The sequence below is a fragment of the Pseudomonas sp. ATCC 13867 genome, from assembly GCF_000349845.1.
In the GTDB taxonomy this organism is placed as follows: domain Bacteria; phylum Pseudomonadota; class Gammaproteobacteria; order Pseudomonadales; family Pseudomonadaceae; genus Pseudomonas.
The window spans coordinates 1,944,421-1,959,788 of the sequence record NC_020829.1; the positions used below are offsets into that span (position 1 = coordinate 1,944,421).

At 66.6% G+C, this 15,368-nt stretch carries 17 protein-coding genes; 14 read left to right on the forward strand and 3 right to left on the reverse strand.

Features of this window, described 5'->3' with window-relative positions; all coding sequences use genetic code 11:
* Positions 1 to 24 precede the first annotated feature (24 nt).
* Genes fliE through fliJ form a run of 6 tightly spaced genes read left to right on the forward strand, consistent with a single transcriptional unit; the run spans position 25 to position 5,782 of the window.
* Entirely contained in the window at positions 25 to 357 is a 333-nt protein-coding gene (fliE, locus tag H681_RS08870; RefSeq protein ID WP_015476516.1) for a flagellar hook-basal body complex protein FliE, read from the forward strand.
* Positions 358 to 368: 11 nt separating this feature from the next.
* Positions 369 to 2,159: a flagellar basal-body MS-ring/collar protein FliF gene (gene fliF, locus H681_RS08875; protein ID WP_015476517.1), complete on the forward strand. Its 1,791-nt coding sequence runs from the start codon at positions 369 to 371 to the stop codon at positions 2,157 to 2,159.
* A 6-nt stretch (positions 2,160 to 2,165) separates the two neighbouring features.
* On the forward strand, positions 2,166 to 3,182 hold the full coding sequence (gene fliG / locus H681_RS08880) for a flagellar motor switch protein FliG (RefSeq protein ID WP_015476518.1): 1,017 nt from the start codon (positions 2,166 to 2,168) through the stop codon (positions 3,180 to 3,182).
* Entirely contained in the window at positions 3,183 to 3,965 is a 783-nt protein-coding gene (gene fliH / locus H681_RS08885; RefSeq protein ID WP_015476519.1) for a flagellar assembly protein FliH, read from the forward strand.
* Positions 3,955 to 5,310, forward strand: a complete 1,356-nt coding sequence (fliI, locus tag H681_RS08890; protein ID WP_015476520.1) for a flagellar protein export ATPase FliI — start codon at positions 3,955 to 3,957, stop codon at positions 5,308 to 5,310. Before fliH ends, fliI begins: the two co-directional genes overlap by 11 nt.
* A 28-nt stretch (positions 5,311 to 5,338) precedes the next feature.
* Entirely contained in the window at positions 5,339 to 5,782 is a 444-nt protein-coding gene (fliJ, locus tag H681_RS08895; protein WP_015476521.1) for a flagellar export protein FliJ, read from the forward strand.
* 3 nt (positions 5,783 to 5,785) lie between these two features.
* Here fliJ and H681_RS08900 read toward each other — a convergent pair whose 3' ends face one another.
* Together H681_RS08900 and H681_RS08905 are read right to left on the reverse strand one after the other, a co-directional pair.
* Entirely contained in the window at positions 5,786 to 6,463 is a 678-nt protein-coding gene (locus tag H681_RS08900; protein WP_015476522.1) for a tetratricopeptide repeat protein, read from the reverse strand.
* A gap of 13 nt (positions 6,464 to 6,476) precedes the next feature.
* Positions 6,477 to 7,148: a hypothetical protein gene (locus tag H681_RS08905; RefSeq protein ID WP_015476523.1), complete on the reverse strand. Its 672-nt coding sequence runs from the start codon at positions 7,146 to 7,148 to the stop codon at positions 6,477 to 6,479.
* Positions 7,149 to 7,280: 132 nt separating this feature from the next.
* Between H681_RS08905 and H681_RS08910 the strand changes: the two genes are divergently transcribed.
* Complete coding sequence (locus H681_RS08910; protein WP_015476524.1) at positions 7,281 to 8,090, forward strand: aminoglycoside phosphotransferase family protein; 810 nt, start codon at positions 7,281 to 7,283, stop codon at positions 8,088 to 8,090.
* Positions 8,091 to 8,236: 146 nt separating this feature from the next.
* Here H681_RS08910 and H681_RS08915 read toward each other — a convergent pair whose 3' ends face one another.
* The gene (locus tag H681_RS08915) at positions 8,237 to 8,953 is read right to left on the reverse strand and encodes a TorF family putative porin (RefSeq protein WP_015476525.1); all 717 of its coding nucleotides are present in this window, start codon (positions 8,951 to 8,953) and stop codon (positions 8,237 to 8,239) included.
* 323 nt (positions 8,954 to 9,276) lie between these two features.
* On the opposite strand from H681_RS08915, the gene H681_RS08920 reads away from it, so the two are divergent.
* The 7 genes from H681_RS08920 to fliN all read left to right on the forward strand — a co-directional run bounded on the left by H681_RS08920 (position 9,277) and on the right by fliN (position 15,367).
* Complete coding sequence (locus tag H681_RS08920; protein ID WP_015476526.1) at positions 9,277 to 9,582, forward strand: STAS domain-containing protein; 306 nt, start codon at positions 9,277 to 9,279, stop codon at positions 9,580 to 9,582.
* Positions 9,583 to 9,610: 28 nt separating this feature from the next.
* The gene (locus H681_RS08925; RefSeq protein ID WP_015476527.1) at positions 9,611 to 11,308 is read left to right on the forward strand and encodes an ATP-binding SpoIIE family protein phosphatase; all 1,698 of its coding nucleotides are present in this window, start codon (positions 9,611 to 9,613) and stop codon (positions 11,306 to 11,308) included.
* A 53-nt stretch (positions 11,309 to 11,361) separates the two neighbouring features.
* On the forward strand, positions 11,362 to 11,703 hold the full coding sequence (locus tag H681_RS08930; RefSeq protein WP_015476528.1) for an Hpt domain-containing protein: 342 nt from the start codon (positions 11,362 to 11,364) through the stop codon (positions 11,701 to 11,703).
* Between the two features lie 77 nt (positions 11,704 to 11,780).
* Complete coding sequence (locus tag H681_RS08935) at positions 11,781 to 13,067, forward strand: flagellar hook-length control protein FliK (protein WP_015476529.1); 1,287 nt, start codon at positions 11,781 to 11,783, stop codon at positions 13,065 to 13,067.
* 307 nt (positions 13,068 to 13,374) lie between these two features.
* Entirely contained in the window at positions 13,375 to 13,899 is a 525-nt protein-coding gene (gene fliL, locus H681_RS08940) for a flagellar basal body-associated protein FliL (RefSeq protein WP_015476530.1), read from the forward strand.
* 9 nt (positions 13,900 to 13,908) lie between these two features.
* Positions 13,909 to 14,880, forward strand: a complete 972-nt coding sequence (fliM, locus tag H681_RS08945; RefSeq protein ID WP_015476531.1) for a flagellar motor switch protein FliM — start codon at positions 13,909 to 13,911, stop codon at positions 14,878 to 14,880.
* A gap of 16 nt (positions 14,881 to 14,896) precedes the next feature.
* On the forward strand, positions 14,897 to 15,367 hold the full coding sequence (fliN, locus tag H681_RS08950) for a flagellar motor switch protein FliN (RefSeq protein WP_015476532.1): 471 nt from the start codon (positions 14,897 to 14,899) through the stop codon (positions 15,365 to 15,367).
* The last annotated feature ends 1 nt before the right edge of the window (position 15,368 follow it).

Here is a 15,368-nt window from a genome sequence, read left to right on the forward strand (position 1 = left end):
CGCGGCCAGTCGGAGGGGTAGGTAATGAGTCAGGGTGTCGAATTCAATCGTCTGCTGCTGGAAATGCGCTCCATGCAGATGGAGGCGATGGCCAAGTCGAAGGCGCAGGCTGCGCAACCGGCCGAGCCTGGCGCGCCGAGCTTTTCGCAGATGCTCACCCAGGCGGTCGACAAGGTGAACGGCACCCAGCAGGTCGCCACCGACATGGCTTCCGCCTTCGAAGTCGGCCAGAGCGGCGTCGATCTCACCGACGTGATGATCGCCTCGCAGAAAGCCAGTGTGTCCTTCCAGGCCATGACCCAGGTACGCAACAAGCTCGTCCAGGCGTACCAGGACATCATGCAGATGCCGGTCTGAGGTAGCAGGTCATGGCTGAAGCCACCGTAGACAGTCAGGTTCCCGCCAAGCTCGGCGCCGATGCGTCGAAAAAGCCGCTGCTGGGCCTGACCTTCCTCGAAAACCTCGCGGACATGCCGGTGCTGCGCCAGGTCGGCCTGCTGGTCGGTCTCGCCGCGAGCATCGCCATCGGCTTCGGCATGGTGCTCTGGTCGCAGCAGCCGGACTACAAGCCGCTGTACGGCAGCCTCAACGGCGTCGATGCCAACAAGGTGGTCGAAGCACTGGGCGCCGCCGACATCGCCTACAAGGTCGAACCCAATTCCGGCGCGCTGCTGGTGAAGGCCGACGACCTGGGGCGCGCGCGCATGAAGGTCGCCAGCGCCGGGGTTGCGCCGACCGACAACAACATCGGTTTCGAAATCCTCGACAAGGAACAGGCCCTGGGCACCAGCCAGTTCATGGAAGCGACCAATTACCGTCGCGGCCTGGAAGGCGAGTTGGCGCGCACCATCTCCAGCCTGAACAACGTCAAGGCCGCCCGCGTGCACCTGGCGATCCCGAAGAGTTCGGTGTTCGTCCGCGACGACCGCAAGCCCAGCGCCTCGGTGCTGGTGGAGCTGTATCCGGGCCGCAGCCTGGAGCCGAGCCAGGTGATGGCGATCGTCAATCTGGTGGCGACCAGCGTGCCGGAACTGGACAAGTCCCAGGTCACGGTGGTCGACCAGAAGGGCAACCTGCTGTCCGACCAGCAGGAGCTCTCCGAGCTGACGATGGCCGGCAAGCAGTTCGACTACACCCGCCGCATGGAAAGCAACCTCAACCAGCGCGTGCACAGCATCCTGCAGCCGGTGCTGGGCAGCGGCCGCTACAAGGCCGAAGTCTCCGCCGACGTCGACTTCAGCGCGGTGGAGTCCACCTCCGAATCCTACAACCCCGACCAGCCGGCGCTGCGCAGCGAGCAGAGCAACAACGAGGAACGGCAGAACAGCAACGGCCCGCAAGGCGTGCCGGGGGCGTTGTCGAACCAGCCGCCGGGGCCGTCCAGCGCGCCGCAGACCACCGCGCAGAACGCGCCGTCCGATTATGTCGCGCCGGGCCAGCCGCTGAAGGACGCCAACGGCCAGCCGATCATCGATCCGAAGACCGGCAAGCCGGAACTGGCGCCGTACCCGACCGACAAGCGCCAGCAGAACACCCGCAACTACGAGCTGGACCGCTCGGTGAGTTACACCAAGCAGCAGCAGGGCCGCCTGCGCCGGCTTTCCGTCGCGGTGGTGCTGGATGACCGGATGATCACCGACGCCAAGACCGGCGAGGTGACCCGCCAGCCGTGGAGCGCCGACGAGCTGTCGCGCTTCACCCGCCTGGTGCAGGATGCCGTGGGCTACGACGCCAGCCGTGGCGACAGTGTCAGCGTGATCAACGCGCCGTTCGCCCCCGAGCAGGGCGAGGAGATCGTTTCCCCGCCGTTCTACTCGCAGCCCTGGTTCTGGGACGTGGTCAAGCAGGTGCTGGGCATCGTCTTCATCCTGGTGCTGGTGCTGGGCGTGCTGCGCCCGGTGCTGAACAACCTGTCCGGCAGCAAGGGCAAGGCCCTGATGGCCGGCGGCGTTGGCGCCGACGGCGGCCTGGGCGAGCTGGGCGGCCTGGACGGCGAGCTGTCGGACGACCGCGTCAGCCTCGGTGGCCCCGCCAGTATTCTGCTGCCCAGCCCTTCCGAGGGGTACGATGCGCAGCTCAATGCGATCAAGAGCCTGGTCGCGCAGGACCCCGGGCGTGTCGCTCAGGTGGTGAAAGAGTGGATCAATTCCGATGAGTGACCGCACATGAGCGAACCTCGGGCGAACGCCAAACTGAACAAGGTCGACAAGGCCGCCATCCTCCTGCTGTCCCTCGGCGAGACCGACGCGGCGCAGGTGCTGCGGCACATGGGGCCCAAGGAAGTACAGAAGGTCGGCGTGGCGATGGCGCAGATGCGCAACGTGCACCGCGAGCAGGTCGAGCAGGTGATGGGCGAGTTCGTCGAGATCGTCGGCGACCAGACCAGCCTGGGCGTCGGCGCCGACAGCTACATCCGCAAGATGCTCACCCAGGCCCTGGGCGAGGACAAGGCCAACAACCTGATCGACCGTATCCTGCTGGGCGGCAACACCAGCGGCCTGGACAGTCTGAAGCGGATGGAGCCGCGCGCCGTGGCCGACGTGATCCGCTACGAGCACCCGCAGATCCAGGCCATCGTGGTCGCCTACCTCGATCCGGATCAGGCCGCCGAAGTGCTCGGCCACTTCGACCACAAGGTGCGCCTGGACATCGTCCTGCGCGTGTCCTCGCTGAACACTGTGCAGCCGTCCGCGCTCAAGGAACTGAACCTGATCCTGGAGAAGCAGTTCGCCGGCAACGCCAATTCCACCCGCACCACGATGGGCGGCGTGAAGCGCGCGGCGGACATCATGAACTTCCTCGACAGCTCCGTGGAAGGCGCGCTGATGGATGCCATCCGCGACGTGGACGAAGACCTCTCCGGGCAGATCGAAGACCTCATGTTCGTCTTCGACAACCTGGCCGACGTCGACGACCGTGGCATCCAGGCGCTGCTGCGGGAGGTGTCCTCCGACGTGCTGGTGCTGGCGCTCAAGGGCTCCGACGAGGCGATCCGCGAGAAGATCTTCCGCAACATGTCCAAGCGTGCCGCCGAACTGCTGCGCGACGACCTGGAGGCCAAGGGGCCGGTGCGCGTCAGCGAAGTGGAGAGCGCGCAGAAGGAGATCCTCACCATCGCGCGGCGCATGGCCGAGTCCGGCGAGATCGTGCTCGGCGGCAAGGGCGGCGAGGAGATGATCTAAGTGGTGCCCCCGGCGAAAGACGAACAGGAGCTCAGCGAGCTGATCCGCGCCCGCGACGTCTCGGGCTTCGACCGCTGGTCGCTGCCCAGCTTCGACCCGGTCAAGCCGCTGCCCGAACCCGAGCCTGAACCCGAACCCGTGGCCGAGGAGCCGCAGATCGAGGAAGTGCCGGAGGAAGAGGTCAAGCCGCTGACGCTGGAAGAGCTCGAGGCGATCCGCCAGGACGCCTACAACGAGGGCTTCTCCACCGGCGAGAAGGACGGCTTTCATGCCGGCCAGTTGAAGGCGCGCCAGGAAGCCGACGCCGCCCTGCAACTGCGCCTGCAATCCCTGGAAACCCTGATGGGGCAACTGTTCGACCCCATCGCCGAACAGGACCAGATGCTCGAGCAGGGCATGCTCAGTCTGGTGACCCACGTGGTGCGCCAGGTGGTGCAGCGCGAACTGGCCACCGATTCGAGCCAGATCCGCCAGGTGCTGCGCGAGGCGCTGAAGCTGCTGCCGATGGGCGCGGGCAATATCCGTATCCAGGTCAACCCGCAGGACTTCGAGCTGGTCAAGGCACTGCGTGACCGTCATGAGGAAAGCTGGCGTATCGTCGAGGACGACAGCCTGCTGCCGGGCGGCTGCCGTATCGAGACCGAACACTCGCGTATCGACGCGAGCATCGAGACGCGCCTGACCCAGGCGATCAAGCAGCTCTTCGAACAACAGCGCGAGCAGGCGACCCACGCGCTGGCGCCGGACCTGCATATCGACCTGGGCTCGACCGATGCGTCTTGAGCGGGTCAGTTTCGCCCGCCGCCTGCAAGGCTACAGCGAGGCGGTGACCCTGCCGGCGCAGCCGGTGGTGGAAGGCCGCCTGCTGCGCATGGTCGGCCTGACCCTGGAGGCCGAAGGCTTGCAGGCGTCGGTCGGGAGCCGTTGCCAGGTGATCAACGACGGCGGTTACCACCCGGTGCAGGTAGAGGCTGAGGTGATGGGCTTCTCCGGCAGCAAGATCTACCTGATGCCGGTGGGCAGCCTCGCCGGCATCGCCCCCGGCGCTCGCGTGGTGCCGCTGCCGGATTCCGGCCGCCTGCCGATGGGCATGTCGATGCTCGGCCGCGTGCTCGATGGCGTCGGCCGCGCGCTGGACGGCAAGGGCGGCATGCGCGCCGAGGATTGGGTGCCGATGGAAGGCCCGATCATCAACCCGCTGGCGCGCGACCCGATCCACGAGCCGATGGACGTCGGCATCCGCTCGATCAATTCCCTGCTCACCGTCGGCCGCGGCCAGCGCCTGGGCCTGTTCGCCGGTACCGGTGTGGGTAAGTCGGTGCTGCTGGGCATGATGACCCGCTTCACCAAGGCCGATATCATCGTGGTCGGGCTGATCGGCGAGCGGGGCCGCGAGGTGAAGGAATTCATCGAGCACATTCTCGGCGAGGAAGGCCTGAAGCGTTCCGTGGTCGTCGCCTCGCCAGCGGATGACGCGCCGCTGATGCGCCTGCGTGCCGCGCAGTACTGCACGCGCATCGCCGAATATTTCCGCGACAAGGGCAAGAACGTCCTGCTGCTGATGGACTCTCTGACCCGCTACGCCCAGGCCCAGCGCGAGATCGCCCTGGCCATCGGCGAGCCGCCGGCGACCAAGGGCTATCCGCCGTCGGTGTTCGCCAAGCTGCCACGCCTGGTGGAGCGCGCCGGCAACGGCGAGAAGGGCGGCGGTTCGATCACGGCCTTCTACACCGTGCTCAGCGAGGGTGACGACCAGCAGGACCCGATCGCCGACGCCGCCCGGGGCGTGCTCGACGGCCACTTCGTGCTGTCGCGCCGGCTGGCCGAGGAAGGCCATTACCCGGCCATCGACATCGAAGCCTCGATCAGCCGGGTGATGCCGCAGGTCACCAGCCCCGAGCACCTGCGCGACGCCCAGCGCTTCAAGCAGCTGTGGTCACGCTACCAGCAGAGCCGCGATTTGATCAGCGTCGGCGCCTACGTGGCCGGCGGCGACCCGGAGACCGACCTGGCGATCCAGCGCTTCCCGATCATGCGCCAGTTCCTCCGCCAGGCCTTGGACGAGAGCCAGAACCTCGACGACAGCCGTTTGCTGCTCGACGCCGTGGTCAGCGGCAAGGCCGGCTGATGCCCGGCGGCTTCCGTAAGGACCGACCATGAACCGCCGCGCCGAACGCCTCGCGCCGGTGGTGGACATGGCGCTCAAGGCCGAGCGCGAATCCGCGCGCCAGCTCGGCCTGGTGCAGAACCAACTGCTGCAGGCGCAGCGCAAGCTCGCCGAGCTCGAACGCTATCGCCTGGACTACCAGCAGCAGTGGATTCGCAACGGCCAGCAGGGCGTAACCGGGCAGTGGCTGATCAACTACCAGCGCTTCCTCTCGCAGCTGGAAACCGCTGTCGAGCAGCAGAACCGCGCGGTGGAATGGCACCAGGGCAGCGTCGACAAGGCCCGCGCCGCCTGGCAGGAGAAGTACGCCCGCCTGGAAGGCCTGCGCAAGCTGGTGGAACGCTACCGCGAGGAAGCGCGCGCCGCCGCCGACAAGTACGAGCAGAAGCAGCTCGATGAATTCGCCCAGCGTTTGAGGCCGGGCGGGCCCTGAGCCTCAGAGGCTGATCTGATACTGCTCCAACTGCTGCTTGTGTTCGGGCTCGACGTATTGCTTGTCGACGCTCTTGGCGAACGCCTGGAAGTCGCTGCGGGCGTCGGATCTCTGCCCCAGCCGGTCGTACGCGACGCCGCGATAGTAATGGGCCCAGGCGTAGTCGGGCTGTTTCATCAGCCCCGCGCTCAGCGCCTCGGCCGCCTCGCGGTTGCGCCCCAGATCGAGCAGCGCCAGGCCCTGGTGATAGTAGGTCGGCATGTGGAATCCGGCGCCAACGCCTGCTTCGCCCAGCCCCTTGTCGAGGTTCGACTCGACCAGTTCCAGGGCCTTCTGCGGATTACCCGCAACCCGGTAGTAGCGGCTCAGGGTCAGGACGTCGCGCCCATAGGTGTGCGGATCGACCTTGATGGATTTTTCCTGGGTGGCGATGGCCTCCGGGTAGCGTTTGAGCTGTTCGTAGGCGTCCGCCTGGATCGAGTACAGCGCGCTCAGCCCGCGAGGCGACAGGGTGTTCTTCTGCTGGCACAGGTCGGCCTGTTCCACGGCGCGCGCATAGTCGCCGTCCTTGTGCGCCTGGCTGGTCGCCGTGCAGTAGGCGAAGTTGGGGTCGGCCTGGCGGCCGGCGCAACCGGCGAGCAGGGCGGGGGTGGCGAGAAGGAGTATCCAGGTGGCTTTCATCGAAGCGTCCTTGTCAGTCGAACAGATGGGCGTCCAGATCGGGGCGATAGACCTGCAGCAGCGGCGCGGTGACGGTGCCCTGCAGCGAGCAGAACACCTTGGAGCCGCCGGCGAAGGGGGGCTTGTCGCCGCCGGACTCGACGCTCAGGATGCGCTCCACATTGCCGAAGGGCGTCGCATTGCCGGGGCCCGGCAGGTTCTCGGTGCGCCAGTGCTGGATCGGGTCGCCGACCCGGCGCATCTCCGGCCGCGTGACCGCGTTGCGTTGCGTCACGAAGCGCGCGTTGTCGGCGACCAGGGGGCGGAGTTTGCCAGCCACCTGTTCCACGTCGCCTTCGGCCACGAAGCCCCAGAACAGGAAGTTGCCGACCTCGGAGAGCGTCATGGCCTCGTCGTAATAACCCAGCAGGCGTACGCCGTTGACCACCAGCGGCTCGCGGAACGCCTGGTAGCGGCCGCCTTCCTGCAGGCGGTTGGCCACGCGCGGCGAACTGACGCCATTCTGGCTGGACAGCTCCATGTGGGCGGCGACGGTTGCGGGGTTGGCCTGCAGCGCCTGGAAGAAGCTGGCGTCGCAGCGCGAGAAGGTCGAGAACAGTTGCTCGGGCGTTTCATCCTGGGCATTCGCCGTGGCGGCGAACATCACGCCCAGCAGCAGGCCGGGGAAGCGCTGGAAATATCGCATCGGATCATCCATGACAGGGTTGGGGACACGGGGAGCGTACCGGAACAGAGCTGCCGACGCACCTGCGCAGGGGGATCCGTGTGGCTGTGTTAAGCTTTTTTCCCCCAGACAGGCTCAACGGTCAGGCAGCGGATGTTCGACGACTTTCTGAAACGGTGGAACCTGGGCATCGACGGCGATCCCATCGTTACCCACAGCAGCCACCTGCTGCCGGTGCGCTGGCAGGGCCGCGCGGCGATGATCAAGATCGCCCTCGAGGCGGAAGAACAGGCCGGCTCGCGGGTCATGCGCTGGTGGGACGGAGAGGGCGCGGCGCGGGTCTATGCCCACGACGGCGAGGTGATCCTGATGGAGCGCGCCGAGGGCACGCGCTCGCTGATGCACATGGCCCTGCACGGCGAGGACGACCAGGCCAGCCGCATCGCCTGCGACGTGGTGCGGCACTTGCACCGGCCGCGCGGCAAACCCTTGCCGGAGCTGATCGGCCTGCGCGCCTGGTTCCGCGACCTGGCGCCCGCCGCCGCACGCTACGGCGGCCTGTTCCCGCGCTGCCTGGACACCGCCGAAGCGCTGCTGGCCAGCGAGCACGACAAGGCCGTGCTGCACGGCGACATCCACCACGACAACATCCTCGACTTCGGCCCGCGTGGCTGGCTGGTGATCGATCCCAAGCGCCTCCACGGCGAGCGTCTGTTCGACTACGCCAACCTGCTCTGCAACCCGGACCTGCCGACCTCCCGCGAGCGTCGGCGCTTCCTTCGCCAGCTGGACGTGCTGGTCGAGCACGGCGGACTGGACCGGCGCCGCCTGCTGGAGTGGGTGCTGGCCTTCGCCGGGCTGTCCGCCGCCTGGTTCCTCGACGATGACATGGCCGCCGACAGCGACCTGGCGGTGGCGCACCTGGCTGCGGCGGAACTGGACCGGATGTCATGCCGTGCCTGATCGACGCGGGTCACGCCTCCTCATCGGCATGGCCAGGATGGCGACCCGCAGGAGCGAGCTTGCTCGCGAACGGGTTTCCCCGGCGACATCGGCGTTGGGCGGGTTCGCGAGCAAGCTCGCCGCGACGAAATGCGTTGGTGCGCGAGTCAGAAGAACGGCCGCGAAGCCTTGAACATGAAGGCGGTATCGCAATAGGTGTTGTGCCCGGAGTAGGCGCTGCAATCGCTGCCGGTCAGGCTGCTGCCGCTGTAGGAAAAGTTCAGGTCGATGCCCAGCCAGGGCCGGCTGAGGTTCACCGACCAGTCGCCGAAGTCGCTGACGCTGCCGCCGCCGCTCAGGCTCGCCGGCTCGGCGAGGCTGTAGGTGGAATACTTGAAGGACAGGTCGAAGCCCACGTCCTGTTCCAGGCCCAGGTCGGTGAACAGCGTCGCGCTGCTGCGGCCGCCCTGGCTGCTGTAGGCCGCGCCGAGGCGGCTGCCGAACACCGAGAGGCCGCCGTACAGCGCCTGGCTGTCGAAGTCCGGCTGTTCGGGGCGGGTGTAGCGCAGGGTGCCCAGTTCGTAGCCCAGCTTGCCGTTGCCCAGCGGGTGCTTGAAGCCCGTGTAGGTGTCGATCTCCAGTGGCTTTTCCTGCTCGAGGTTCGAGGTCCAGCTGCCGACGTACCAGCCACTGGAGTGGCTGACGTCCACACCGCCCTGGGCGCTGTTCGCCTGGCCAGGCTGGACCAGCCCCTGGGCCATGCTGCGGGTCGGTGAATTGGCGAGTTTCAGCTCGAAATCGCCCAGCTCGCGCTGCATCACCTGGGCATTCGCATACGGCACCGTGCAAACAGCGCAGGCCACGATGAGAATGGACTTGTGCATGCTCCCCTCCATTGCAGAGCGCAACCCGGCGCAGGCTTCTGGCGAGCCTCGGTCGGGTATCGCAGCACAAAAGGGTAACGGCATTTGCCCTGTCCGTGTGGGCCGATGGTCCATTTCGCTGAAATTCGGCAGGGCCCGGTGATGGCTTTCCGATAGCTTCCGAGGTTGCCGCTGCCATGACTTGCTGCTACATCTTCAGACGCGCCGTGCTCGCCCTTCGGAGCGGTCTCGGGCTTGCCACTGCGCTACGCTTCGTTTCACTCGTTCCCACCGCGCCCGGCTGAGCCCGGCGTGACCTTGAACAGGCCCCAAAGGAGAACCGCATGGCCATCACTTCCGTACCTTCCGCTGACGGGCAGGAACTGACCATCGTGATCCAGGGGCGTTTCGATTTCGGCGCGCACCAGGAGTTTCGCGACGCCTACGAACGCGTCGACACCACGCCCAAGCGCTACGTGGTGGACCTCAAGGGCGCCACCTACCTGGACAGCTCGGCGCTGGGCATGCTGCTCCTGCTGCGCGACCATGCCGGCGGCGAGAACGCACAGATCAGCCTGGAGCACTGCAACTCGGACGTGCGCAAGATCCTCGCCATCTCCAACTTCGAACAGCTGTTCACGATCAGCTGAACCGGCTGTCTGCCAGACGAGCGCGGACATGGCTGACTTCCTCACGGTCCTGATCGCCGACGACAACGCCGCCGACCGCCTGCTGCTGTCCACCATCGTCAGCCGCCAGGGGCATCGGGTGATTACCGCCGCCAATGGCCTGGAGGCGTTGGCATTGTTCGCCCAGGAGCGCCCGCAACTGGTGCTGATGGACGCGCTGATGCCGGTGATGGATGGCTTCGAGGCCGCGCGCAGGATTCGCCGGCAGGCCGGCGAAGAGCTGGTGCCGATCATCTTCCTCACTTCGCTGAGCGAGACCGAGGCGCTGGTGCAGAGCCTGGAGGCGGGCGGCGATGACTTCATCTCCAAGCCCTACAACCGCGTCATCCTCGAAGCCAAGATTCGCGCGATGGGCCGCCTGCACCACCTGCAGCGGATGGTGCTGGAGCAGCGCGACCTGATCGCCCGGCACAACGAACACCTGCTCAACGAGCAGCGGGTGGCCAAGGCGGTGTTCGACAAGGTGGCGCACTCGGGCTGCCTCAACGCGGCGAACATCCGCTACCTGCAATCGCCCTTCGCGCTGTTCAACGGCGACCTGTTGCTGGCGGCGTTCAAGCCCTCCGGCGGCATGCACGTGCTGCTCGGCGACTTCACCGGCCACGGCCTGCCGGCGGCCATCGGCGCCATGCCGCTGGCCGAGGTGTTCTATGGCATGACCGCCAAGGGCTATCCGATGGCGGACATCCTTCGCGAGATGAACGCCAAGCTCAAGCGCATCCTCCCGGTGGGCGTGTTCTGCTGCGCGACCATGCTCAACCTGAGCTTCCAGCGCGGCCTGGTTGAGGTGTGGAACGGTGGCCTGCCCAATGGCTACCTGCTGCGCCAGGACAAGCGCGAAGCGCTGCCGCTGGTGTCGCGCCACTTGCCGCTGGGTATTCTGGATGCGGCGGCGTTCAATGAACACTGCGAGGTCTACGGCATGGAGGAGGGCGACCGCGTGTTCCTCTTCTCCGATGGCGTGACCGAGGCGCGCAATGCCGCCGGCGAGATGTTCGGCGAGCAGCGCCTGCGCGAGGTCTACGAAAGCGAGCCGTCGCCGTCGCGCCTGTTCGACAGCATCCAGTCGGCGCTGGCGCGCTTCCGCGGCGAGGTGCAGGACGACGTCAGCATGCTGGAAGTCGTGCTGGTGCCGGAGCACTCGCTGCAACGGCCGCCGCTGGCCTTCTCCGACAGCGGCCTGAGCGGCCCGCTGGACTGGTCCGCCAGCTTCGAGTTTCGCGCGCCGACCTTGCGCCATTTCAACCCGCTGCCGTTCCTGCTGCAGCTGCTGATGGAAGTGCAGGACCTGCGGCCCAAGGGCGGTGCGCTCTACACCGTGCTGGCCGAGCTGTATTCCAACGCCCTGGAGCACGGCGTGATGGGCCTGGATTCCTCGCTCAAATGCGACGCCGCCGGTTTCGCCCGCTATTACCAGCAGCGCAGCCAGCGCCTGGCGGAATTGCGCGACGGCTTCGTGCGCTTCCACCTCGACCTCGCGCCCCACGGCGAGGGCGGGCGCCTGCTGGTGCGGGTGGAGGACAGTGGCGATGGCTTCGACGTTGGTGCGGTACTGGCCTCCCAGCGCGCCGCCGGTAGCCTCTGCGGGCGCGGCCTGGCGCTGGTACGGCAGTTGGCGGACCGCTGCCAGTGGTCGGCTGATGGCACATCGGTCTCCGTGGAGTTCTTCTGGTCGGCTCAGGCATAATCCGGCCTTCGCTCGCCCCGCCGGGTGGCGAGCTGACCTACCGGGAGTGCCGAATGTCCGAGCCGCATCTCGATGGCGCCGTGCTGAGCAACCTGCTGTCGATCATGGAAGACGAGTACCCGTTGCTGGTGGAGACCTTCCTGAGCGATTCCGAGGAGCGTCTGCGTGGTATCCGTGCGGCCTTCGCGACGGCCGATGGCGCTGCGTTGCGCCATGCGGCGCACAGCTTCAAGGGCAGTTGCGGGAACATGGGCGCCACCGTGCTGAGCGGCCTGTGCAAGCAGCTCGAAGAGGCTGCCCGGCACAACGACCTGGCCGCCGCGCAGGGGCTGATCGCGAAAGTCGAGCGCGAATTTTCCATCGTCCGCACCCTGTTGCTGCCCGGCCGCACCTGACCCTCCCTACCTGAAAAGCGACTTGGCCCGCCCCTTGCTATCTCCGTGGTGGATATTCACATCAACGGAGAACTCCGATGGCTGTCGCCCCGGATATTTTATTGACGCCTACGCCTGATCCCAGGCCCAAGGCGGCGCTCTCCAAGCCTGCGCAAAATTCGCCCGATGCCGCCAGCGACAAGGGTTCCAGCTTCGCCGACGTCTACTCGCGGGAGAAGCGTCCGGCGGCCAGCGAGCGCCCGGACAAGGCCGCCAAGCCCAAGACCGAGAAGCCCGGGGACGCCTCCGGCAAGGCGGTCGACAGCAACGCTGCCAAGGAGCCGGCTGCCGCCGACAAGCCAGCGCTTGCCGATGACGGCAAGGGCTTGCCGGCTGACGGTGACAGCCGGTTGGGCGAGGGCGAGGAGAAGCCCGACGCCACTCTCGATCCGTTGCTGATGCTGGGCATGACCGGCCAGTTGCCGGTCAGCGAGGCGCCGCCGCTGGTGATCAGCAGTGGCATTGGCCAGCAGACCGCGGCCAGCACCGATGGCGATCTGGAAAAGCTCAACGCGCTACCCGGCGTGGGACTGGCCCTCGATCAGGGCGCCCAGGACCAGGCGCAGCAACTCCAGCAGGCCCAGGTGGCCGGTGACGTGGCGGCCAAGGCCGGCGACAAACCGGTGGACGGCAATGCCAAGGCCGACCTGTCGGCGATGCTTTCCGCGCTGAACCCGGATGCCACGGCAAAGGCTGCCGACGGCAAGCTTGCCGAAGGAGCCTTGCAGGCCGACCTGAGCCAGCCACTGCCGGAGCTGCAGGTCGAAACCAAGCCCGAGGCGCCGCGCAACGAGTCGTTTGCCTCGCGGCTGGACTCCCTGACCCAGGCGCTCAACACCCCCCAGGCCCTGACCAACCGCCCGGTGAACCCACTGGTGCCGGGGCAGCCGGTGTCGGTGCAGCAGAACGGCTGGACCGATCAGGTAGTGGACCGGGTGATGTGGATGTCCTCGCAGAACCTCAAGTCCGCCGAGATCCAGATGGACCCGGCCGACCTTGGCCGCCTGGAAGTGCGCATCCACATGAGCGCCGACCAGACCCAGGTCAACTTCGTCAGCGCCAACGCCGGCGTGCGCGAAGCGCTGGACAGCCAGCAGCACCGTCTGCGCGAGATGTTCAGTCAGCAGGGCATGGGGCAACTGGACGTCAACGTTTCCGACCAGTCCGCCCGTGGCTGGCAGCAGCAGGGTGGGGACGAGCGCGGTGCCTCCCGACGCGCCGGCCGTTCCGAGAGTGGGGATGACGAGCCGATGATCGGCGGCGTGTCCGAGATTCGCCCGCGGGTGGCGGCGCAGGGCCGGGGGCTGGTGGATTACTACGCCTGATAGCGGCTCGGGCGTTCTTGTAGGAGCGAGCTTGCTCGCGAATCGCCCGGCACCGATGTGGCCGGGGAAATCTGTTCGCGAGCAAGCTCGCTCCTACAGAATGGCTACTTGGCCACTGCCTGCGGGCCGCCGTCGAAGTCCACGGCTAATTCCCACGCCCCGGAAATTTCTCTCCCCGCCCCGTGACATCCTCCGTCTAGCCTGTAATATCCGCGGCGGCGCCAGTCCGACAAGTACAAACTGGCACAGCCCTTGCTCCTACCTCCGGTATCTGCGCATCGCGCCGGAAAAGTGACGGATATTTGGCATGGCCAAGAAAGATCAGACGCCTCCCTTCCCTGATGACCAGGCCCCCGGCAAGGGCAGGCTGAAGCTCATCATCCTTATCGCCCTGGCGTTCCTGCTGGCGGTGGGGCTGTCGGTCGGCGGCACCTGGTTCTTCCTCAGCAAGAACGCCAAGCCCGCCGCCGAGGCCGAGGCGAAAGCCGAGGACGGCGCGGCGCCCGCCCGCAAGCAGGCGATCTACGAAATCCTCGCACCATCCTTCGTGGTCAACTTCAATCAGAACGGCCGCCAGCGTTACCTTCAGGTGTCGGTGGCGCTGATGGGCCGCGACCAGGGGCGGATGGATGCGCTGCGCGAGCAGATGCCGCTGGTGCGCAACCAACTGGTGATGCTGTTCTCCAGCCAGAATTTCGACTCGCTGGTGACCCCGGTGGGCAAGGAAATGCTGCGCCAGCAGGCCACGGCCAGTCTTCAGGAACTGGCGAAGAAGGCCACCGGTCAGTTGACCGTGGAGCAAGTGCTTTTCACCAACTTCGTATTGCAGTAGGTGCCCGTCATGGCCATGCAGGATCTACTTTCCCAGGACGAGATCGACGCGCTGCTGCACGGCGTCGACGACGGCTTGGTGGAAACCGAGTCCGACGTCGAGCCGGGGACGATCAAGTCCTACGACCTGACCAGTCAGGACCGTATCGTCCGGGGTCGCATGCCGACCCTGGAGATGATCAACGAACGCTTCGCCCGTTACACCCGCATCAGCATGTTCAACCTGCTGCGCCGTTCGGCGGACGTCGCCGTGGGCGGCGTGCAGGTGATGAAGTTCGGCGAGTACGTGCACTCGCTGTACGTGCCCACCAGCCTCAACCTGGTGAAGATGAAGCCGCTGCGCGGCACCGCGCTGTTCATCCTCGACGCCAAGCTGGTGTTCAAGCTGGTGGACAACTTCTTCGGCGGCGACGGCCGGCACGCCAAGATCGAGGGCCGCGAGTTCACCCCCACCGAGCTGCGAGTGGTGCGGATGGTCATCGAGCAGGCCTTCGTCGATCTCGCCGAGGCCTGGCACGCGGTGATGCCGATCACCTTCGAGTACGTCAACTCCGAGGTGAACCCGGCGATGGCCAACATCGTCAGCCCCAGCGAAGTGGTGGTGGTGTCCACCTTCCACATCGAACTGGACGGCGGCGGCGGCGACCTGCACATCACCCTGCCGTATTCGATGATCGAGCCGATCCGCGAGATGCTCGATGCCGGCTTCCAGTCCGACGTGGACGATCAGGACGAGCGCTGGATCAACGCCCTGCGCGAGGACATCCTCGACGTCAGCGTGCCGCTGGGCGCCACCGTCGTGCGCCGCCAGCTCAAGCTGCGCGACATCCTGCACATGCAGCCGGGCGACGTGATCCCGGTGGAGCTGCCCGAACACATGATCATGCGCGCCAACGGCGTGCCTTCCTTCAAGGTCAAGCTGGGTTCGCACAAGGGCAACCTGGCCTTGCAGATTCTCGACCCGCTCGAGCGCCCGCGCTGAGCAAGAGGACCCACCAATGGCAGACGAAGACAACGTGACTCCCGAAGAACAGGCCCTGGCCGATGAGTGGGCCGCTGCGCTCTCCGAGGCGGGCGACGCCACCCAGGACGACATCGATGCGCTGATGGCCCAGGGCGGCGCCACCCCGGTGGCAGCGGCCGCGCCGCGCGCGCCGATGGAAGAATTCGGCATGGCGCCCAAGGCGCCGACCATCGCCGGCCTGGAAGGTCCGAACCTGGACGTGATCCTGGATATTCCGGTGACCATTTCCATGGAGGTCGGCAATTCCGACATCAGCATCCGCAACCTGCTGCAGCTCAACCAGGGCTCGGTGATCGAACTCGATCGCCTGGCCGGCGAGCCGCTGGACGTGCTGGTCAACGGCACCCTGATCGCCCACGGCGAGGTGGTGGTGGTGAACGAGAAGTTCGGCATCCGCCTCACCGATGTGATCAGTCCCAGCGAACGCATCAAGAAGTTGCGCTGAC